The organism is Clostridium sp. 1001271st1 H5 (assembly GCF_005845215.1).
GTDB lineage: Bacteria > Bacillota > Clostridia > Lachnospirales > Lachnospiraceae > Enterocloster.
On record NZ_SPHO01000001.1, the window covers coordinates 116,641 to 137,993 of the forward strand.

Annotated in this window: 16 protein-coding genes; 11 read left to right on the forward strand and 5 right to left on the reverse strand. The window is 45.7% G+C overall.

The genetic code is table 11. The features are described 5' to 3' along the window. Nucleotides 1-207 precede the first annotated feature (207 nt). From FGS84_RS00490 to FGS84_RS00500, 3 genes are all read left to right on the forward strand, one after another. The gene (locus tag FGS84_RS00490; protein ID WP_138305793.1) at nt 208-393 is read left to right on the forward strand and encodes a hypothetical protein; all 186 of its coding nucleotides are present in this window, start codon (nt 208-210) and stop codon (nt 391-393) included. Nucleotides 394-657: 264 nt separating this feature from the next. Beyond that, entirely contained in the window at nt 658-1,395 is a 738-nt protein-coding gene (locus FGS84_RS00495; protein ID WP_138305794.1) for a hypothetical protein, read from the forward strand. Between the two features lie 346 nt (nt 1,396-1,741). Continuing rightward, nucleotides 1,742-2,224 carry a hypothetical protein gene (locus FGS84_RS00500; RefSeq protein ID WP_178332076.1) on the forward strand — a complete coding sequence of 161 codons (483 nt, stop codon included), beginning with the start codon at nt 1,742-1,744 and terminating at the stop codon, nt 2,222-2,224. A gap of 154 nt (nt 2,225-2,378) precedes the next feature. Here FGS84_RS00500 and FGS84_RS00505 read toward each other — a convergent pair whose 3' ends face one another. Beyond that, on the reverse strand, nt 2,379-3,794 hold the full coding sequence (locus tag FGS84_RS00505; protein WP_138305796.1) for a GntR family transcriptional regulator: 1,416 nt from the start codon (nt 3,792-3,794) through the stop codon (nt 2,379-2,381). 273 nt (nt 3,795-4,067) lie between these two features. Here FGS84_RS00505 and FGS84_RS00510 point away from each other — a divergent pair, with 273 nt between their 5' ends. The 5 genes from FGS84_RS00510 to FGS84_RS00530 all read left to right on the forward strand — a co-directional run bounded on the left by FGS84_RS00510 (nt 4,068) and on the right by FGS84_RS00530 (nt 13,903). Beyond that, complete coding sequence (locus tag FGS84_RS00510) at nt 4,068-5,273, forward strand: GGDEF domain-containing protein (protein ID WP_138305797.1); 1,206 nt, start codon at nt 4,068-4,070, stop codon at nt 5,271-5,273. A 546-nt stretch (nt 5,274-5,819) separates the two neighbouring features. Further along, nucleotides 5,820-6,551 carry a GGDEF domain-containing protein gene (locus tag FGS84_RS31310; RefSeq protein ID WP_243129790.1) on the forward strand — a complete coding sequence of 244 codons (732 nt, stop codon included), beginning with the start codon at nt 5,820-5,822 and terminating at the stop codon, nt 6,549-6,551. Beyond that, the gene (locus FGS84_RS00520; RefSeq protein WP_207739812.1) at nt 6,548-9,793 is read left to right on the forward strand and encodes a response regulator; all 3,246 of its coding nucleotides are present in this window, start codon (nt 6,548-6,550) and stop codon (nt 9,791-9,793) included. The genes FGS84_RS31310 and FGS84_RS00520 overlap by 4 nt, the downstream gene beginning before the upstream one ends. A gap of 98 nt (nt 9,794-9,891) precedes the next feature. Continuing rightward, a complete protein-coding gene (locus FGS84_RS00525; RefSeq protein ID WP_138305799.1) occupies nt 9,892-12,015 on the forward strand; it encodes an ATP-binding protein in 2,124 nt (707 codons plus the stop codon). Nucleotides 12,016-12,025: 10 nt separating this feature from the next. Beyond that, nucleotides 12,026-13,903, forward strand: coding sequence for an extracellular solute-binding protein (locus FGS84_RS00530; RefSeq protein WP_171042508.1), 1,878 nt, complete (start codon nt 12,026-12,028; stop codon nt 13,901-13,903). A gap of 203 nt (nt 13,904-14,106) precedes the next feature. On the opposite strand, the gene FGS84_RS00535 is transcribed toward FGS84_RS00530, so the two are convergent. Beyond that, on the reverse strand, nt 14,107-16,287 hold the full coding sequence (locus FGS84_RS00535) for an ATP-binding protein (RefSeq protein ID WP_347563745.1): 2,181 nt from the start codon (nt 16,285-16,287) through the stop codon (nt 14,107-14,109). Nucleotides 16,288-16,478: 191 nt separating this feature from the next. Here FGS84_RS00535 and FGS84_RS00540 point away from each other — a divergent pair, with 191 nt between their 5' ends. After that, a complete protein-coding gene (locus FGS84_RS00540) occupies nt 16,479-17,957 on the forward strand; it encodes a GntR family transcriptional regulator (RefSeq protein ID WP_138305801.1) in 1,479 nt (492 codons plus the stop codon). A 32-nt stretch (nt 17,958-17,989) separates the two neighbouring features. After that, nucleotides 17,990-18,223 (forward strand): DUF1989 domain-containing protein, encoded by a 234-nt coding sequence (locus FGS84_RS00545; RefSeq protein WP_347563771.1) that lies wholly within the window; start codon nt 17,990-17,992, stop codon nt 18,221-18,223. 140 nt (nt 18,224-18,363) lie between these two features. On the opposite strand, the gene FGS84_RS00550 is transcribed toward FGS84_RS00545, so the two are convergent. The 3 genes from FGS84_RS00550 to FGS84_RS31320 are packed head-to-tail and all read right to left on the reverse strand — an operon-like array spanning nt 18,364 to nt 19,391. Continuing rightward, nucleotides 18,364-18,777 carry a DUF3788 domain-containing protein gene (locus FGS84_RS00550; RefSeq protein ID WP_138305802.1) on the reverse strand — a complete coding sequence of 138 codons (414 nt, stop codon included), beginning with the start codon at nt 18,775-18,777 and terminating at the stop codon, nt 18,364-18,366. A gap of 21 nt (nt 18,778-18,798) precedes the next feature. Continuing rightward, nucleotides 18,799-19,137: a nitroreductase family protein gene (locus FGS84_RS31315; protein ID WP_227146136.1), complete on the reverse strand. Its 339-nt coding sequence runs from the start codon at nt 19,135-19,137 to the stop codon at nt 18,799-18,801. Further along, a complete protein-coding gene (locus tag FGS84_RS31320; protein WP_227146139.1) occupies nt 19,044-19,391 on the reverse strand; it encodes a DUF1905 domain-containing protein in 348 nt (115 codons plus the stop codon). Before FGS84_RS31320 ends, FGS84_RS31315 begins: the two co-directional genes overlap by 94 nt. Before the next feature lie 369 nt (nt 19,392-19,760). Between FGS84_RS31320 and FGS84_RS00560 the strand changes: the two genes are divergently transcribed. Next, entirely contained in the window at nt 19,761-21,293 is a 1,533-nt protein-coding gene (locus FGS84_RS00560) for a hypothetical protein (protein ID WP_138305803.1), read from the forward strand. Nucleotides 21,294-21,353: the final 60 nt, after the last annotated feature.

Here is a 21,353-nt window from a genome sequence, read left to right on the forward strand (position 1 = left end):
AATTTGTTTTGTGTATTGACGATTTCTTTTTCTTCAAAAGGGGTAGTGAATAATCGAAACGGCAACTCTCATCTCAGGGGATTTCATCATCTGGTGTCTATTTAAATAAATATTGTAACGTGTCTACCAGTCATCGGACTGCTTTTAGTGGCGGTCCTTTTTTAATTGGAGGTGAAAGATGCAGATATATATCAGGAGGGAGACGGTATGATTCCAATTGCAGCAGGAGTGCGGTCAGATATCAAGGCACTGGCAGGATGTCTGGAGGACTGCATGCCATTTAAGGATGGCCATATGGAACGAATCAATGCACTGGAGCGGATTATAGATGCGTGGACCGAAGAAGAAAAGGCACGTTTCGAAGCTGCCCTCAGGCTGGAGCATGTGTTCTAATATACTGCTTCGCAATTTCCAGATGGCAGCAGAGGAGATATGGTTTGCAGAGAAATCCGATGAATCCTTTCATGTTAAATGATAGGCGGGCGGCCTGATGTTTAATTTAGGAAAAATTAATATGTTCGAAAGAAAATCAACGCCTTTTGATACAACTTTGAAACAACTTTATGTTATTCTAAGACAGAACAGAAAACATACTGGTAATCCTTGTTTTCTAATTGGCTGGAGCTGAAAGCGGTTGTGGCCGGAAAGGTGGAGATTATGAAATTAAGCAAATTATGGATTGTGGCTGGTGTTCTGCTTCTTACTGCCTGTCAGCCAGAACAGACGCCCACAGGAAGCCGGTGTGCCAGTATAGGGACAACCGTTGCTGAGGCTGTTACCCAGGAGGGGACGGACACCCGGTATAGGACTGCTCCCAGTGGAACAGCGAAAGACGAGGAGGGTACTACTCACGGTAAGATACCGGAAGAAGTTCCGGCAGGAACAAGCACTTCCGGAGAAGCAAAACTTCCGGATGTGTTTCCCTTGGAATTCGTATTCAGCAGCGGGGCCGGCGCGTGGAGAACTGATATTGTATTAAATCAGGATGGATCGTTTAACGGAGCATACCTTGATTCCGATATGGGAGACCGCGGAGACGACTATCCTAGAGGAACGCAGTATATCTGTGATTTCAGCGGACAGTTTGGTAATATCAGGCAGATGGACAGCCATACATATACCATGACATTATCTAAAATCACAGCAGAAAAAGAAAACGGTGTTGAATGGATTGAAGATGGTATCCTGAACAAATATTCTGAACCATATGGCATGGAGGACGGTACGGAGTATCTTTTGTATACGCCGGATACAAAGATTGCGGAAGTGCCGGAAGATTTCCTCAATTGGTACCCTGGTTGGAATTTTGTGGATGAAGACGGGAATCAGCCGGACACACTGTCATGCTATGGGATTTATAATGTAAAAATGGGATACGGATTTTTTGTTTATTAATTTTGTTATTATCCCTCACAGGAACTGCTGGAGAACGCCCCATCTCCAAAATAACATGCTTGATACTTTCAAAACAATATTCCAGCGCCATCCTGAAGTTGATTCCGGTTTCTTCTGTAATTTGACATTCGAAGCAGAGGACACCGTCAACCTTCAGGGCGCTGACGCAGGCCCATTATGTAGCCTTTAAAATGATTGAAGGACAATAGGCCAAAGAGGAGTTATCCGGGGCCGTGAGATGGTGGCAGTGGGAGGAGGGTCCTAGTGATGAAATGTCTGCAATATTTAACACTCTATAATATATGAAACCCAAAAAATGTTTATTGAGTTTGTCTCAGTTCTTTTTTTGAAGCTATTTCTAGCAGAAGTATTTCATATAAATTTTAATGAACTGTTTAGTATTGAAATATATTTGAGAACGATTATTGTTGTATGGCTAATATACCATGCACTGCAAGTAAAACACAGCAATAGTTTATATAATAGAATAAAAAGGATTGAGAAGATAAAAAGTGGGGAATATCTAAGAAATCCCAATATAATTTTTCAGGAAGAGATTAACAAGTGCAATTATGGTATAGATGCTCAAAAAGAAACGCTTGGTATATTGAAAGCATTTTCGCCAATGGCATTTATTGTCTTGTTAGCAGGCAGATTTCTTGATAATGTAGAAGTCGATAAATATACTTCTTTATTTTTTGGGGTTTTGATATTATATTTTTATAAGGTATGGAAATGTAATAAAAAGCTGAGAACTATTATGTATAATAAGTGTCAGTTTGAAAACGAATGGAATGATTATAAACAAAACTCAGTAAAATCGCAATGAGCTATGGACACTGTTTGATTGTGTGGTGAAGAACAGGCGGCGACTTAGCCAAGCAATGGAGTTAACTATAAATCAGGCATTGTAGCGTTTCCTGTTTAAGAAGATTAAGGAACAGCTGCAATGCCTGTATAATGTGGGGCCGGAATATAAGTCATTATTTCTTTTTCAGCGTCAATCCCAATTTCTCCTTTTCCGCTTCAATCATTCGTCTGGCATCTTCCTCATCCTGATAATAGATTTCCTCCCAGTATTCAGCAAAACCGGCTATATCACCATCTCTCAATAATCGCTCGCCCTTCTGTACCAGTGGGACATATTTGAGATGGAGCCCGTATGCATCCGTGTGCTGCAGGGCCAGCGGATGGCCCCAGGCCAGCAGTTCATGTAAAATACGGAAGCATTCCCGCACAGTGAGCAATGGACAGCTCCTTTCTATAAAAACGAGAACAGCTCCGAATGCTATGTAACTCCGCCCCTGCTCCCGCAGTTCCTCAAATGACCGGGCCAGTGCGTTTAACCTGTCTGGGGTAAGTGTTTCCAGGGTACATAGGAGTACCTGGCGAATCATCAGGGTCATTAACTGCAGACCCTCCAAAAAATAGCGGACGCCTGCCCTGACATCCGGCATGGATAAATCCACAGGAGTTGCGACTGTATTGACGAGGGTTCCCTTCCCCTGAAAGGAGGAGGTGATGCCTAACCCATTCAGTATATAAATCGCCCGCCGGACTGTGTTCAGACCCATATGGTATTCCCTGGCCAACGTTGGATTGGAGGGAAGGTAGCTTCCCGCCGGATACTGGCCTCTTACGATTGCGTGGATAAGCTGTGCAACCAAAGTGTAGCGGCGCTGTGGGTGCGGCCGGTCAAGGCGCCATTGAAAGAAAGAGGGTTCTGTATAATCCAGACAATCGTCCAGGCGGGCCTTTTGGATAAAACCGTACACCTGACGGAGCGGTTCTGCTGCTTCATACTTTTGTTTCAAGCGCCTGATAGCCTCCCCCTGCGGCTCGTGCAGCAGTGCGCTGCGCGATTCGGCGTCATCCCCCTCCCGCATTAAATAGGGAAAACGGAGGTAACGAATCATTTCCCAATATAGATTTTGAATCAGGCTGTTGTCCAGCGTATTCATGGCATACAAGTATAACTGGGCCTGCACAGAAGCTGCGCCGGGCCGGGGATGTTTCAGTTCTTTTATAAATTCAGCCCACTCATCGCTGCTCAGACTTTGCAGCCGCCAATCCCAAAATGGTTCAAATATCAACCGCCCTGCTTCAATCAAATCTCTGATGCCTGCCTCACGGGGAACAAAATACCGGGCAGCATTTTCACGATACTGGTTAGAATCAGCCTGATAAACAATACTGGCCGATTTTTTACCTTCAATTTTAATATAACCCTCATCTTCTAAAAGCGCCAGAGCAGCGCGTGCCGTTGATGGTGCAATCCGGAATAACTTCGAGATTGTCAGAATCGTTGGCAGGCTGTCGCCATAAGCGTAAAACCCGTAGAGTATCCTGGCCTTATAGCATTCATAGGCAACAGTATACCGGCCTTTATCAACTTCCACTTTTATCCCTCTCAATATTTATATTTTCGCAGCTGTTCACAGATGGAACAGATAATGATTCTTATACTCCATATAAGTTTACTACAAAAAATACGTTCTAACAAGCTCTGTCATATATTGGGAATATCAACCCATTTCCGTAAGTCATTAATCTCCAACAACAAAAAATTCCAAATAAATGCATGGAATGTTTTACATAGCGGCTGTTTTTTGTTATAATATAAAACACTAAATATGTATATGGGCAGAGTTGCGGATGAAGGGGTGAGTGTAATGCTGTCTGATAGCTATATAGGCTGGGGGCTGGCGTTGCCCATCTGCCTGTTTTTGGTCTATGGTTTTACTTCCATAAGGACAATGGAGACCCTGGGCTACCCACAAAAAAATGTCTTTTTTACTTGGCTGACTGGCGCCATACCAGGCGGGCTGCTGTTTACCTTCTGGTGCTCCTTCAATATTCCACTGATGCCGGTCTATATGATTGCATTCTTTTGCCACATGCTTCACTGGCATTATACAAGGAACACCTGGGAGGAGAAGCTGTTTGCAATCAACCTGTTACATATCATCACCATGTCAATCCATATGACACTAATCGGACTGTGTGCTTTGGCACTGAAGGTCCCAATGGGCGATGTGATTGGACGGCCTTCCTGGCGGATTATTACGATTTCTGTGGCGGTCTCTGCCCGCGTTCTGACTGATTTGCTGCTTCCTCACCGCGGGCTGCCACTGGAGGTAATACGCACCCAGACGGGTGCCGCGGAGAAAGAGCCCTTTATGGCCTTTCTGTGGTTTTGCAGTATTTTTATGTGTTTAGACAGCCTGCTTTGTCAGACAAGCATTAAGTGGACCATGCTGCCTGTGCTGCTCATTATATGTATGGTGTTTAAGCAGTTTTTTATCCTGCGCTGCCTGGTGCACCTATATTCCGTGATGCGGGCCCACCATTTTGAAGACCAGCATAAAGCGCTGGAGGCGGAGCTGGAACAGCAAAATCAACAGGCCGCGGCCTTACAGAGCAAACGTGACGTGGATGCCCTGACCGGGATATACTCACGCCGGTATTTTATGGAACAAATGGAAGGTTTTCTGTCACAGGGAGGGGGCCAAGGCGGTGCCCTGGTCTATATAGACCTGGACCGCCTCAAGCAGATTAACGATACTCTGGGACACACCATGGGCGACCAGTACCTCATTGTGTTTGCCCATACCTTTGGTGCATATTTGGGGGCAGAAGATGTATTTGCCCGGTTAGGCGGAGATGAATTTGCCGTCCTGCTTCCTGACTGCTGTGAGAACGATGCCAGAATCCGGCTGGAGGAAATACGATTCCGGCTGGCCCGAAAGGAATGCTGCGGAAACACTATTTCATTCAGCTTTGGCGTGGCAGGTATAACTGGGACACAAAATAATGCAGCTGAACTGATTCGTTGCGCAGATTTGGATATGTATCGCGACAAGGAGCAGCGGCGGTAGATAGGAGGTGGAACATTGGATTTGCGTCAAGTATTGGAAACTGTCATAATTGCCTTGGCTGCTGTGACCTATTTTTATTTTAACTGGAGGTATTTTTGCTTTGTAAAGGCGCAAAAACAAATGAAAAGCTTGGGTGTCCGCTATGTCTTATTATGCTTTGTCCTCAACTATATCATTTTTGTAGTCTGCAGTATACTGGAATTACATCTGGTCGCCAATTGGTCCATCTTTGCAGCGGCGCTCTTACTGGAAACCCTGCTGTATACCGGCCGGGATAGACGATGTTCTCTGTTCAGTACGCTTACCGGCATCATCTGCGGCTTAGCAATTAATATCCTTTGCCGTGCAGTAATCTCCATTCTCACCGGCCTGCCGCTTCAAAATTTTGATAACCACACCAGATATCTGGGTAACCTGAAGGGCATTCCCGTGCCTTTAGGCTTTCTATTCACAGGGATTATTCTCCGTGTCTTCACCAGACCAGCTTATATTCACCGGCTGAGGCTAATCCTGCGCTACCCCAAGCATCAGAAATTCCTCTTGGAAATGATGGCAGGCCTATTCTTTTACCTCTTTCTAAACCTGATTCTCTACTCCGCCCCCTACAACGACCTGCTGCTCAAGGGCTGGAGTATTAAATCCTGTCTGTTTGCTATCATCGGATATCATATTGCTATTTGGTACACTTGGCGCATATGCCTTTTGACGGATTACCAACATAAAAATAAGGCAATGGAGCATGAACTGGCGGCCTGGCAGCAGATTGTACCTCAGCTGTATCAGGATGCTGTACATGATGGACTGACAGGGCTTTTTAACCGTCAGCATGCACTGGAGGTGCTGGCATCCCTGTTTAACCAGGGCATTCCCTTTCTTCTCTGCTTTGTGGATTTGGATTGTCTGAAACAGATGAATGATGTATATGGCCATACCGAAGGGGACCGCTACCTCAGGACTGTTTCGGACCAGCTCCGCCACATGTTCCGAAGAAATCAGGATATGCTGTTTCGTTATGGTGGCGATGAGTTCCTGTGTCTCATACGCGGTTTGCCAATGGATGAGGTAGAGCGGAGACTTGCAGATGTAAATGAGAGGCTGGCCAGGCAGGAGGGTGAAGGATTTCTCCTTCCCATTTCCGTCAGCTATGGGGTGGCTGACAGTCGTCTGTTCTCCGGGGCCGCACAGCTCATTGCGGAGGCGGACAAAAAAATGTATGAACAAAAGCAGCGGAAACGGAATGATAGAAATAAAGGGCTCTGGAAAGGAACACGAGGATGAGTAATATAGCGACAAAAATGACAGCGCTGGAAACTGTGCAGGCGTTTTGCAGTGCTTGGTTTGAAGAGCGCAACGCAGATAAGGCCCACTTTTTTCTGGCTCCTGATGAGGTCTGCTTCGTGGGCACGGGTGAGGATGAATTTGCCTATAGCTCCGAGGAAATGAAGGAGTATTTAATACGGGACTTGCAGGAGATTCCGGAGCCCTTTTCGTTTGAACTTATGCTTTTTCAGGAGCAGGTAATCGATGAACGGACCAGAAATATATCCATAGGGATTACTCTCAAAAATACAAAGTACAGCTGGAGGCTGCGGGCGTTTTTTACATTGGTCCGGATACATGAGCATTGGAGATTCCGTACACTGTGGTTTGCCGAGCCTGGAAACAGCCAGTGCGGTGAAGAACACTATCCGCGTGCATTGGTTATGGAAAACATAGCCCGGCAGAGGCAGGCCCAGGCCGAGGTTATGCACCTATACAATAACGTTCCCGGTGCGGTGTTCAGGGTCCGGTTCGATGAGGGGTTTTCCGTTGCCGATGCCAATGACGGTCTATACGAATTCCTGGGGTACACCCGCGAGGAGTTTGGAGCGCTGGGAAACCAGATGGCTGCGGTTATTTATCCGGGAGACTTAGAAGCTGTACGGGCAAGGCTGATTGCAGGTGGGGGACGCGGGGAAACCATCCGGGATGAACACCGGCTGGTCTGTAAAGACGGCAGTATTAAATGGGTGTCACTGAAGGCTCAGCTCTTGTCCGGTGATGATGGCAATCAGTATTTCTACGGTGTTTTTGTAGATATAACAGAAGAAAAGCTGTCCCAGGAACGGGTCCGGGAGCTTTATGAAAAGGAACTGGCCTATTTTGCCCAGACGGCTTCTGCGGAGGGGAGCATCCAGGGCAAGGTCAATGTGACAAAGGATATGGTGGAAAGTTATCAGGCCACGGCTGCCTCGGCTATCACCCGGCTGGGGGACACCTATGAGCAGGCTATCCACAATTTTGCGTCTTCCGCGGTGGACACCGAATATGGCAGCCATATCCGCAGGACCCTGGGGCGGGCCCGGGTATTGGACTGCGTTGCTGCCGGAGAGACGGATATCCACTTTGAATTCCTCCGCAGGCGCAATGACGGAGGAGCTTTCTGGAGTAAAACAAACTACAGGTTCCATCAAAATCCGGAGAGCGGCGATGTGATTGCTTTCTTCTATACTGTTGACGTTACAGAGCAGAAAATGCAGGAGCAGCTTATCAATAAAGTGACCGAATTGGATTATGAGATTATTTCCGACATCGACATCTATAATGATACCTACCATGTGGTATCCTTCCACCCCGGAACCGAGAGCATGATGCCTGGGAAAGGCCGGTTTCAGGAGGAAGCCAGAAATATTGCAAATAACACTATGGAGGCGGAGGCTCAGAAGGAGTATCTTTCTAAGCTGGATTTTACATATATGCAGAAGGCGTTATCCGGGCAGAGCAGCTACAATTTTATGGCGGAAACCCGCGATGAATACGGGAATCCCCGGGTTAAACGGTACCAGATTTTTTATATCAGTGAGGAACTGGGCCGGGTCTGTATTGCGCGCACGGATGTCACCGACATCATCCGTCAGGAGCAGCAGCAAAGAGCGTCTCTGGCCGCCGCACTTGCTGCTGCAAAACAAGCCAATGCAGCCAAGACGGATTTCCTTTCCCGCATGAGCCATGAAATCCGCACACCTATGAACGCCATCATTGGCATGAGCGCTATTGCTGCCCAGTCCATCGGAGATGATGAACATGTGGCAGACTGTATTTCTAAAATAGGTATCTCCTCCCGTTTTCTGCTCTCCCTCATCAATGACATCCTGGACATGAGCAGGATTGAGAGCGGCAAGATGCTCCTTAAAAACGAAAAAATCCCCACTGAGGAGTTCCTGAAGGGCCTAAACGATATCTGCTACGGTCAGGCAGCCGCCAAAGGGGTTGAGTATGAGTGCATCGTGGACCCCACTCTGGATGATTTTTATATCGGCGATGCCATGAAACTGCAGCAGGTTCTTATCAACATCCTATCCAATGCCATCAAGTTTACCGGTGAAGGCGGTAAGGTTACATTTTCTGCTGCTCCGCATAGAAAGACAAAGGACGGCGCGAAACTGCGCTTTATCATAAATGATACGGGAATTGGAATGGATGAAGAGTTTCTGCCCCGCATATTTGAGCCATTTTCCCAGGAGTCCATTGGCACGACAGCGCTGTATGGCGGTACCGGGCTGGGCCTATCGATTTCCAAAAATATCGTGGACATGATGGGCGGCCGAATCAATGTGCGGACAATCAAGGGAATCGGTTCAGAGTTTACAGTGGATATAAAACTGGGAGTTACGGAGGAAGCAAAACTCCGCTATGCCAAGAAGAAAATCAACTATAATTTTTCCCGTCTTAAAACCCTGGTGGTGGACGATGATGTGGCTGTTTGTGAAAGTGCGGTCGGAACGCTCCGGGAGATGGGAGTCACCGCCCAGTGGGTGGACAGCGGTTATAAAGCAGTGAACCGGGTACAGGAGCTTTGGGGTACCGGCGACCATTTTGATATGGTCCTGATTGACTGGAAAATGCCGGAGATGGATGGGATTGAGACTGCCCGCAGAATCAGGACCATTGTAGGGCCGGATGTCACCATCATCATCATGACTGCCTACGACTGGGCGGCCATTGAACATGAAGCGAAGCTGGCTGGTGTCAACCTGCTGATGAGTAAGCCTATGTTTAAGTCTTCTCTGGTTTCCGTGTTTACCAAAGTGCTGGGAGAGCAGGATGAGCAGGCAGTCCGGAAACAGACGGCTGAATATGACTTTACAGGACGGCGGATTCTCTTAGTAGAAGACAATGCAATCAACACCGAAGTAGCTGCCGCACTGCTTGAGAATAAAAACTTTTTTGTGGAAACAGCGGAAAACGGATTGCGGGCCATTGAGATATTCAGCAAATCCGGGACCGGCTATTACGATGCTATCCTCATGGACATACGGATGCCGCAGATGGACGGCCTCACGGCGGCAAACAACATCCGGCACATGACCAATGCCGATGCCAGGACGATTCCAATTATCGCAATGACGGCCAATGCGTTTGATGATGATATTGAGAAAAGCAAGGCCGCGGGAATGAATGCCCACCTGGCTAAGCCTATTGACCCGGAGCGGCTTTATCAGACCTTGTATGATTTTATTATGGGACAGGAGGAGGTTTAGACTATGACATTACCCTTCATAAACCATTAATCAAACAGCTGCTCACCCAATAGAGATGGCCGTACAGAAGGTGCATTCTCTATAGAAAGGAACCTGCCATGAAGAAAAGCAAAGCAGATAAAGTAAAACATACTTCAGATAATCATAAATGGGTTCTTATCTCTGTCATGGCGGTGGCGGCTGTTGCCAGTATCCTGTTGTTTGTCCGTTCTTATCAGAGGCTGAACCAGTCTATCCTGAATGAGCGTGTGGAAGCGGTCCAACAGATTGGGTATCTGCTTTCTGATAAAGTAACCATGCTGAAGGATTCCTATTTAGGAGAGACCAGACAATTGGTCACACTCCTTGAAAATTCATGTGCAGCCAGTATGGAAGAAGTGAGGAGAATGTTTGCCGACAGCGGTGATTTTCTCTTAGTGACTGCGGACGGAAAATTCCATGCTCCCGATGGGAGTACCTGGCTGATTAAGGATAACGACCTGCGTATGAATATCGTACAGGGAGCAGATGTAGTCTCCACCTTTGCCACCATTCAGACCAGGGGGGATTACTGGTTGTTTTCTTCAGGCCTGGATGGAGTGATTCTGGACGGCGTGGAGTACGTGGGCCTTGTAAAGCCGGTAGATGCCCGGCTCTACGCTGACGTGGCTACAATACCCTTGTACAGCGGAATGGGCGCCTCTTATGTAATTGATATTCATGGTTTCATCGTAATGCGCCCCCAGATGGCGGAGGCCAATGAGGTATTTAAAGGATACAATCTTTACAACATTCTGAATCAGGCGGGCATTGCCCGGAGGGAATTGGAGCAGCTTCAAAATGCTGTTATCAATGAAGCGCCTTACCAGTGCATCACAGATTTGGGAGGTATGACATGGCTGATTCAAAGTGTGAGTGTGGACGCGGACCGCGGGATTGTGATTGCGGTTCCAATCTCTGTTACCGCAAAAGACACTTACGGCCAAATGCGCAGCGTTATTCTTCTGAGCGCCCTTGTAGTTCTTATATTGGCAGCCCTGGTGCTGTCTACCCTGCTGTTTATGATGAAACGCAACCAGGCGGTCAAACTGGAACAGGCAAAGGCCAGAGCAAAAAATGATTTTCTGGATAAAATGAGCCACGACATCCGGACTCCGTTGAACGCAATCATTGGAATGCATGAATTAGCTCTCAACTCTCCGGATGACAAAGAGGTGGTTCTTGATTGTCTGAAAAAGGCTAAGATGTCCAGCTCTTACCTGGTCTCCATTATCAATGATGTGCTGGATATGAGCAAAATTGAAAGCGGAAAGATGACCATCAGCAGGCGGCAGTTCAGCATGGAGGAGCTATTGGACCATGTGATGCAGATGGAGGAGATTCCTGCCCGGGAAAAGAATCTGTCCCTGTCACTAAACATAGAGAGTCCTATCAATACCGATTTTATCGGCGATTCGGTGCGGATACGTCAGTGTCTGATAAATATAATTTCTAATGCAATAAAGTTCACGCCGGAGGGAGGAAGGATTGTTGTGGATTATGCCGCGCAGCCTATTGACAGCAAACACAGCAGAATCCGGTTTAGCATACAGGATACCGGCATTGGTATGAGCGAGGACTTCCTGAGCCGAATCTTTACGCCATTTGAACAGGAGTTTTCGTCTCTTACCAGTGCTTATGTAGGGAGCGGGCTTGGTCTTTCCATTGTGAACAGTTTGGTATCCCTGATGGGTGGAGATATTACGGTAGAAAGCGAAATGGGAATTGGCAGCATATTTACAATTACCATTCCCCTGTCCACTATCCCTATGTCAGCCGTCACGGGCGAGGCTGAATCTGACAAGGAGCTGTCCGTGCGGATTAGGAATCGGCGGGTTCTGGTTGCAGAGGATAATGACATTAACCGTGAAATCATATCCATGCTGCTGAAAGAGATGGGATTTGTGGTAGATACGGCTGTGCATGGGCGGGACGCGGCGGAACAATTCGCGCAGTCAGAGCCGGGGTACTACTCCCTGATACTGATGGACATTCAGATGCCGGTCATGGATGGGCTGGAAGCAACAAAGCAAATCCGCGCATCCGAACACCCGGACAGCGGAGCCATACCCATTGTGGCGCTCTCTGCAAACGCCTTTGACGATGACACCCAACGCTCCTTAGACGCAGGAATGCAGGCCCATCTGGCAAAGCCGGTAGACTTAGCCGAGTTGAAGCGAATATTAAAAAAATATGTAATGTGAGGTGCCCGAATTGAAAAAGAAAGATTTAAAAGCCGCAGCCCTGACCGGACTTATCCTGCTTTCAGGGTGCTCCCAATCCGCTCCGGTATCCCCAGCGGATAGTATTGCAGGTTTAAAAGCGGAGAATGAGATATTGACCTATAAACCGGTCGAGGACGGTAAGACAGTCATTACCATAGGAAAATACCAGGCTTTCGATGAGGCGCCATTGGAGGCGGCAATTGAGGAAAGATTTCCGGAGCTGGACGTTATTTTTGTAGAATCGCTGGCTGGTACAGACCCTATCGCATATATGGCGCTGCAGAGCAGGGCCGATTCCCTTCCGGATTTAATGTTTGTCACCCGTGTGGCACCTGACAACGACTTTTTATATGATTTGTCTGCAGAAGGAGTTGTCAGCCGATATAATCTCTCAGCCCTCAACACTATGAGTATCGGAGGGAAGCTCTTTCAGATACCCATTGCAAATACAGTGGTGGGGATTGCATATAACAAGACCGTATTTGAACAATATGGCTGGACAGCCCCGGAATCTTTAGAAGAGTTTTATACGTTGTGCGATACAATCTCCGAAAAGGGAATCCGCCCCTTCAATGTCTGCTTGAAATACTATTCGACGATTGAATCCACAGCACTGGGGCTCAGCTACGACAAGGTTCTCTCTGATTTGGATAAGCAGACCCGGTACAATTCCTTTATTCAGCAAGAGGGTTCCTGCCGGGGGCTGCTGGAGCCCATGTTCGGCACCCTGAAGCTGTTATACGAAAAAGGAATCATAACGGAAGACGATTTCTCATCCAGCGCCACAGAAATCCGCCACGGAATGTACGAAGGTACATCCGCCATGATAATCTCAAACCTGGATATCGTATCCCTGTACAAAACAGAGCAGCCGGACTGCCAGATTGACTTTATCGGGTTTCCCACAGAAGTGCCGGGAGAACGATGGCTGCACATGGTATCGGGTACCAAGCTATCGGCCTCCAGGCAGGCAATGGAGAACCGGGATAAGAAGGAAATCATCCTGGCTATTATGGATTATCTGAGTACAAATGAGGGGCAGAGCGCCCTGTTCCAATCCTTTTCCGGCGTCAGCAGTCTGACATCCTATCAGCAGGAGGCTGTATTTGATTTTGATGACATCGAGGCTTGCATTCAGTCCGGCCGCGTTTTCTTTGCAGATTATTTCGGCTCCAATGATTACGTTTCTGTGTTTTATGACTGGACCACAGGAAAAATGACCATGGAGGAGATGATTTCAGCTGCTGACCGTTTTGAGCCCATCAACGAGCTGATGCTGTTGGAGACAGAGCCTATTGGGACTGCCAGAGAACCGTTTACCATACTGGAGACCAGTATCTATATCGCTGATGTCATGCAGCAGCTGACCGGGGCAGATATCGCACTGGTACCTAATAATTATTTTTACCGGTCCAACATTGCAGCTATATACGAGGGAGGCATCGTATATCCACAGCGGTTCATACAACAGGGTACAGGCGCCAACGATTACCTGACCACCTATGAGATTACCGGGGCTGCACTCCGGGAACTGATGGAGCATCCCATTATCAACGGCGCAGAGGTGAATATTCTATACGCCCCTGCCGGGCTGAGGGTGGAGTATGCGCCATGGGCGGGTGAGGCTGAAAATGTGCGCAGCATCACCCTGGCTGACGGTGGGGAGCTTAACGATACATCCGTCTACACAGTTGCTGCCAGAGCCGGTTGTATAGATGAATGTTATATTACCAGGGTAGTACAGGAATATCCGGATGCAGGAGCCAACAATGAAATGATGGCTGAAGCAATACGGGCATCCGGCTCCATCAGCCCGGTAAAGGATGGAAGGGTTAAATTGATATGGGATATAGTGAGACCTGAATAAATGGAAGAACTTAGCGGGGCTTTAATGTGTAAATCACAACGGCTACAAAAGTGTACAAGCAGGTAGGTAAGATAAGTATATCGTTAGCATGCAGTGAAGCGATAGCTGGCGACCGATTCTTTTCCGGCAGGAGCTGCTGGTCCATGAGTATTCCGTGGAATGAGGCTGAAGGCAGAGCAGAAGCCGGAAAAGTCGGGCCGGATTTATATTAAAAATCTTTTTAATAAGCGGGTCAATTCCATAACATCGATAGGCTTTGCTATATGGGCATTCATTCCGCATTCCAGGCAATGCTGTATGTCATCAGAAAACGCATCTGCACTCATAGCAATGATTGGGATAGATAAGGCATCCGGGTGGTTTATTCCCCGGATTGCCCTTGTAGCCTCATAGCCTGTCATATGAGGCATCCGTATATCCATAAGAATGGCATCGTAATATCCCTCTGGTGAACGTTGGAACTTGTCCAGACATATCTGGCCATCTTCTGCCCAATCCAGTTCTATGCCTGAGTCAGACAATAATTCACTTGCAACCTCCCTGTTAAGCTCATTATCTTCAGCCAGCAGGATACGGCGTCCGGATAGCTTAATATTTTGTTTTAATGCCTGGCCGTTTTTCATTTCAACTGAAACCGCCTTTTCAAAATCAAACGTGAGATGAAATTCGGTACCTTTATCAGGCTCGCTTATTATATCAATGGTTCCTTTCATTGCGTCCACAATGTACTTAGTTATCGCCATTCCCAAACCGGCACCCTCAGTTTTATGTATTCTGGTTCCATCTGCACGGCTATAGGATTCATATATTTTTTTGAGAAAATCTGGCGACATACCTATTCCGTTATCCTTGACTTTGATATGGATTCGGATATAGTTTTCTCCTTTTGGAGATTTTTCCTCAGAAAGGGATAATTGTATCGAGCCGCCCTCCGGTGTATACTTTGTTGCATTTGATAAGAGGTTTAACAAGACCTGATTCAAGCGGACACCATCGCACCACACATTCTCTGTTAGAATATGTTCAACATGTATGTCAAAGGTTTGCTTTTTAGCCTTAACCTGCGGCTGCATAATGTTAACGATTCCTTCAACTACGTCCTTTAATGAAATTTGCTCTATTGTTAAAGTTAATTTACCACTTTCAATTTTAGACATATCCAAAACATCATTAATCAGCCCTAATAGATGTTTACTCGACAATGTAATTTTTCTAAGGCAATTCTGCACCTGTTTCCGGTCATCTATGTGGGCTGCGGCAATCGCGGTCATGCCTACGATTGCATTCATGGGTGTACGGATATCATGGCTCATATTAGCTAAAAATTCACTTTTAGCTCTGCTTGCCTCAAGAGCCACCTGACGGGCCTCCTCCAATTCATGCACCTGAGAACGGGTTATGGAGAAATACCGAAGAAAAATCAATGTTAAAATAATCAAAACAGATACACATGACAATAATGTCATGAGCATACGCTGGCTGCTCAGATTATTTATGGCATTGTCCAATATGCTATAAGGCATTACCGATACTAAATACCATTCAGAATAGGGCAATGATATGCCATAAATTTGCCGTTCTTCACCATTTACTTCAAATGTTGTTGCATATTCTTCATGGTTTTTTAGAGCAGCACAAAATTCTTTAATAGGTTTTTCCGCAGATAGTTCATTTGCTGCAGAATCAAGCTGCCTTTGTAGTTGTTCAAAGAAAAGCCGCAACTCATAGTTAGTATTCTGTATTACAAAACTACCGTCTGGCCTGATTATATGATAATACAACAGCTGCCTTTCATCCTCTAGGGAAAGGAAGTCGGTAATATATTCCAGAGGAACGGCTGCAATCAAGCCAGTGCTCCTATCATCATTGTGCATTGGATAAGCAGCATCAACGCCAAACAATACCACTTCATTTCCAGCAGAATCAACGCCTACAGCCACTCGTTGTTCCCCCAGTAATAATGCTTCTACAAAAGGTTCTGGGTTAAGTGGCCGTATGGATTGTCCATAAAGTGTCTGAAAATCCCCCTCGGCAGAACAAAGAGCTAAATAGTCAAACCCCCTGACCTGGGCCCTGTAAATAAGTTCTTCATATAGATTCTCTTTATCGTTGCTATCTGTTGGAACAACAGAAACAATGCCGCTGACCTGATTAAAACGTAATTTAATCACAGTTTCAAAGTGCCTGGACATTTGTTCATTCATTCCAGACATATATATATTCCCAATTTCATAAACGGTCTTTTTACTTTTTCGGCTCATATAGATTCCGAGCAGACTGAAAACAGCAATACTAAAGAATAGAAGTCCGATGAAGCTATATATAAGAAATCGTGTTGCAATATTGTTTTTATTGATACTCATAGATGATATTTTTAGATTCATATATATATTCCCTCCTCATAGACATTGCCATCATACCTTTCTTGGTGCCGTCATTTTACGGTTTTATTATAACTACTTTGCTTATATATTGGCAATAACCATATTGGTAAGGTGTGCAAATAGGTTTAAGCCTATTGATACTGACAAAATTGGTTTGTCATGGTATAATTCAGACAGAGAGGAGGCGGGGTATGAAACCACAGGAAACAAAATTTACATTTGTATATAATGAAATTAAGCAGTGTATTTTGGAGGGCCAAATACCGCCTGGAAATGCTTTGCCATCTTCAAGAATGTATTGCGAGCAATTTCATGTAAGCAGATATACGATTAACCGTGTCTTTGACGCATTAAGGGCAGAAGGGCTGGTTGATATTCAGCCTCGTCTTGCACCAGTTGTTGTTTCAAAAAAAGATAGTTGTAATTCATCAAATACTGTTTTCGAGATTTTAAAACAGAGGGAGGGCATTTTACAGGTATATCAGACGTTTTCTCTAATATTACCTTCACTTATGGTTTTTGCTTTGCAGGGATGTGATGTGGAGATAATGCCTCACTATAAACAGGCCATGAAAGCATTACGTTTAGGACATGCCTTAGGTGGATGGTCTTCTCCTTTTAAATTAGGATATGATATACTAAGAATAGGTGGTAATTCCCTATTCAGCGAACTCTATTCTACATTTGGCCTTTATAGTAAGCTTGCATTCTTTGCAGAGGACTGTCCTTATTTCACTAAGCACTTTTTGCAGAGGGATGTATCTGTAGCCAGTGTTATTATAGATACATTAAAGGGCGGTGATTCACTCACAAAGTACAGCCGGTTATCAAATATGTATCAAGAACTTACGGATACCGTTGAAAAAACCTTAGATTACTTATCAGAGACAACGCCAAAATGTCCTGAACAAACTGGTTTGAAGTTTTCGTGGAATCCTATGCGTGGTCAGGATTATTATTACTCTAAAATTGTTGATGACATGAATCTGAAAATAGGCCTTGGGGAATATTCTGTTGGAATGTATCTTCCATATGAAAAGCAATTGGCTAGCCAGTATGATGTCTCTTTATCGACAGTCAGAAAGGCATTGGCAGAACTGGAGCAGAGAGGCTTCGTAAAAACGTTAAATGGTAAAGGCACCATAGTTATAGAACCGGATGATACTAAACTTCATCAGCTGGCACTTAATTCCGGGTATGTAGAAAAGGCGTTACGCTACCTTCATGCCTTACAGCTGATGGTTTTGATTATTCGTCCGGCAGCTTTAGCTGCAGCTCCGCGGTTTACTAAAGCAGAACTGGACGAGCTGGCAGACAGATTTACTTTTCCCGGCTCTATTTATTTAACAGATATTTTGGAATCCATAATGAAACATACCACGTTAGAACCTTTATATGTTATATTATCTGAAACCAATCATCTTCTTGAATGGGGGCACCATTTTGCTTATTATCCCTCCAAGAAACATACACTTTCACATCTCAATAAGCAAGTAATTTTAGCGTTTCAGCAGTTAAGGGAAGGCAATGATGTTTCCTTTGCAGATGGTATTGCAGATTGTTACCGTTACAATTTGGTTTGTATGAAGAAGCATATGGTAGAAAAATACAGGTTTCATAATGTAGCTAATATTCGTGTTCCCCAATTGATAACTATGGAGGAAAAATAAATGGGAAGGGGCATCCCAACTGCCTGGATAATATAAATAAGGCCCTTGGAGCATATCATACCATTATTACACCAGTCAACTTGTTCATGCACACGAAAATTAAGAGTGACGGCAGTATTTCAGTGGAAAAACCGGTTTCTAAATCAGGTGACAAGATTGTATTAGAGGCACTGATGGATATCAGGTTAGGCATTGCTGCTTGTAGTGTTTCTGAAAGTATGTGCAATAGTGGAACGTGTTCTCCTGTTAAAATTGTTATTGACTAAATCAGCTTACAGTTTACTATGCTGGAAAATACGGGGGCAGGCAGCCGCTCCGCCTGCGGAGCGTTCGCAGGGCACAGCGGCACAGTGTGTACCGCTGCGCCCTGCCTGCCAATATTGGAAACAGCAAAATAAGTTGATGATTAATGGGAGCATTTTACAGCTAATATTTTTTTAATATCGTCCAAATGCTCTTTACACGTAACACGGTAATGAATCCATCCCCCGTCACCGCAGGAATATTTATCATCTATGTATTCCTGCGTGTATTTTTGCATATTTCCATATATGGATTCAAACTGCACATGGGATAATCTTACCATTACTGTGAAAGCGTTATCCTCTGCAAAAATATTACACAGCAGCTTTTGTTTTTTTCTATGGGCAATTCCCCACCCATAACGATTACCATATGGAAACACGATTTTTTGCTCAGTGAAAAATTCGTTAGACAGCCATTTGTTTAGCTGAGTAAATAATTCTGCATTTTCGCCGCAATATGCTGTCATTTCCTCAACGGTTGGAACGACCTGCTTATTTAGCATTCTTTCATACATCTGACTGTAACCCTTCTTTCATTACCATTTATTGAAATGTATCTTTTCCGGCTCCCATCGTTTGCATAATTCCTTTACTTCGTCTGGCCAGCCTATTGCAATTACGGTAATAGGTTCTACCTTAGGAGGCAGTAAAAGTTTAGCAATTATCAACTTCTTAGTACACGCTAATTCAGATAAAAGCGTGTTTTCCGTAATCACACAGAATTGGTATGGGCGCTTATTTTTAGCCGTAGGTGCAGATAAACCGGCACTTAAAATTGTATTTAAGATATCTTTACTGACAGCTCCAGAAGTAAATTTTCGAATACGATAGGCAGCAGATGTCCGTTTGTTTGAACACTTACGGCTGCATTGCAATCCATTGTAATCTGTGCAGTCATTGCTTCCCCATTATAACCAGCGGCTTTTTGCAACGCCTTATCCACGACCACAACAAATCTGCCTTTACCACGAGATAACAACTTGCAGCGGTACGCAATATGATTGATTGTTCCATATACAAATAGGGTCCCCTTTTGTTGATGGAAAACGTCTTTTGCATCAAAAGGAATATCGGCTACCGTCAGCCTGCCGCCCTCATCCTGTTTAATCTGCGCTTCAAATATTTCCATAGCGTTTCCCTCCATCTGCATACATCTCTTAGGCGGACACACTTCTTTCTTTTACTCTAAATTCAAACGCTGGTTATGTCAAGATATTCTTCGTATCCTTATATCGTGTTTCAAAAAGAGTTTGCCCCCAAACCTTAGGTACAGGTAAACTCTTGTGCCGGTATAAATGTAGGTTTGCAAACCACAAATAACATACCCGGAGGGTTGGAAAACCGGCTGAAAAAGAAGTGATTTCCACGCACTGGGAATTGTGGTAGAATGGAAAAAACAGAACAGACAAACATGATTCGGCAGGGAGATGCGGCCTATGAAAATGCCAAAAGAAACTCATAATGCGGTGCGTGTTTTACATATAGGAGGGTACTGTTGATGACGATGAGAGAGAAGCGCAGTACGAATGGTTTAAAACGGAAGGTTCTGGCTGGGATTCTTCTGGTGGTTCTGGCTTTCAGCGTGGTTTCCTGCGCAAAGGAGAGCGGGGAAATATCAGATGCAGACCAAATCGTTAACGGAATCCAGCTGGCAGAGGGATACGGAATCTTTTCAGCGGGCCAGTTGCCGGTTTACATCATGAAGGAGGAACCGGCTGCAATTGAAACCGAAGGAGCTAAAGCCTGGCTGGTGTCTTCTGTGTATCACGATGGAATATTCGGCTATCTGGTCAGGCTGGAGGACTACTCCATTACCGAAATTCCGCAGGAAGAGGCGAAGCAGCTTTTAAAGCAGCAGGAAGAAAATACCGGAGCTTTGGAGAAGGAAGACAGGGAGCTGCGGCATCTGGATTTTTTCCCCATTGATTCTGAAAAAGGAATTTACGGGCGCAGCAGCTTTGAAATCAGGGCGGGATACAGGAGCAGCGCCGAGGGTGCGGCAGGAGAATACCAGAAAGACCATTTTACGAACACCATAACCGGGGCTGGCATTCCTCAGGGCAGCTTTCGTGCGAATCAGACCATGTGCAAAAGACAGTACGGTGAGTATCTGGATAACGGATTTGTGACCACCCTGTTTGGATATTATTCAAATCAGGTAAAGTTTGACACTTCAGGGCCCAGAGGCAGTTACCAGATTAAAATTCCGGGATTTACAGACGGATTTACGGTTGAATATATAAAAGCTGACGTGTATCCCTGTGTGGAGGACATCCCGGGGATGGTTATCAAAGAAGGCGCCGGACTTATGGCTGTGGGGGAGTGGACAGAGGAGGGATTGAAGGTGACTCCATATACCACCCGCGGTGTTTCCCCTGAAATTTCAGGACTGTCCTGTGAAGCAGATGGGAAAACCGGATATGGAATACGTACATATACACAGGACAATATGAATCTGTACATGGCATCCCCGGAGTTTAACAGCCGGATGGAGCTATGGGCCGGGACCCCTTACTGCTTTGAGATACCGGAGCAGTTTAAACAGGGAGAAATATTCCTGGAGTGCAGTAAGATTAGTCTGGCAACCAGCGAGCAGTCCGGATGGCTGCATATCCCAATTGTGCAGGAACAGACAAAACTGGATTTGGAGGCGGAGCTTGAGGACTGTATCATCCGCATTACGTCAGTTGAAAAAGAAGAAGAACCCTGGCCGGCGGGAATCCTTGGAGAGAATGAGGCGGAAGACAGACGTCCTACGGTTTGGCTGAAGACAGATGTTGCTTTGAAGGGAAACCGTTTTTTGCGCCTTCGTTATATCCGGGCGGCCCAGGAGGAGGAGGACCCACTGAACCCATACCGGGACAGATGGGGCAAGTGTTCCTATGTGACCAGCCGTCTGGCAGGCATACATGCATTTTATGAAGAGGGGGAAGAGGAAATCAGGTTGCGGTTCGAGAAGCCGGTGTATGACTGGTATGAGAAATTCAGGCTGCCGGTGCAGGTGAAAGGGCAGACGGGTGAAATAAAATGATGTTATGGGTGCGGAATTACTGTAAATCCATCTGCATCACAGCCCATCCGGAGGCCTGGG

What these genes read in the sequence shown, in the direction of transcription:
- FGS84_RS00490 (WP_138305793.1), top strand. Translation starts at nt 208, where the DNA reads ATGATTCCAATTGCAGCAGGAGTGCGGTCAGATATCAAGGCACTGGCA.
- FGS84_RS00495 (WP_138305794.1), top strand. Translation starts at nt 658, where the DNA reads ATGAAATTAAGCAAATTATGGATTGTGGCTGGTGTTCTGCTTCTTACT.
- FGS84_RS00510 (WP_138305797.1), top strand. Translation starts at nt 4,068, where the DNA reads ATGCTGTCTGATAGCTATATAGGCTGGGGGCTGGCGTTGCCCATCTGC.
- FGS84_RS31310 (WP_243129790.1), top strand. Translation starts at nt 5,820, where the DNA reads ATGATGGCAGGCCTATTCTTTTACCTCTTTCTAAACCTGATTCTCTAC.
- FGS84_RS00520 (WP_207739812.1), top strand. Translation starts at nt 6,548, where the DNA reads ATGAGTAATATAGCGACAAAAATGACAGCGCTGGAAACTGTGCAGGCG.
- FGS84_RS00525 (WP_138305799.1), top strand. Translation starts at nt 9,892, where the DNA reads ATGAAGAAAAGCAAAGCAGATAAAGTAAAACATACTTCAGATAATCAT.
- FGS84_RS00535 (WP_347563745.1), bottom strand. Translation starts at nt 16,287, where the DNA reads ATGAATCTAAAAATATCATCTATGAGTATCAATAAAAACAATATTGCA.
- FGS84_RS00540 (WP_138305801.1), top strand. Translation starts at nt 16,479, where the DNA reads ATGAAACCACAGGAAACAAAATTTACATTTGTATATAATGAAATTAAG.
- FGS84_RS00550 (WP_138305802.1), bottom strand. Translation starts at nt 18,777, where the DNA reads ATGTATGAAAGAATGCTAAATAAGCAGGTCGTTCCAACCGTTGAGGAA.
- FGS84_RS31320 (WP_227146139.1), bottom strand. Translation starts at nt 19,391, where the DNA reads ATGGAAATATTTGAAGCGCAGATTAAACAGGATGAGGGCGGCAGGCTG.
- FGS84_RS00560 (WP_138305803.1), top strand. Translation starts at nt 19,761, where the DNA reads ATGACGATGAGAGAGAAGCGCAGTACGAATGGTTTAAAACGGAAGGTT.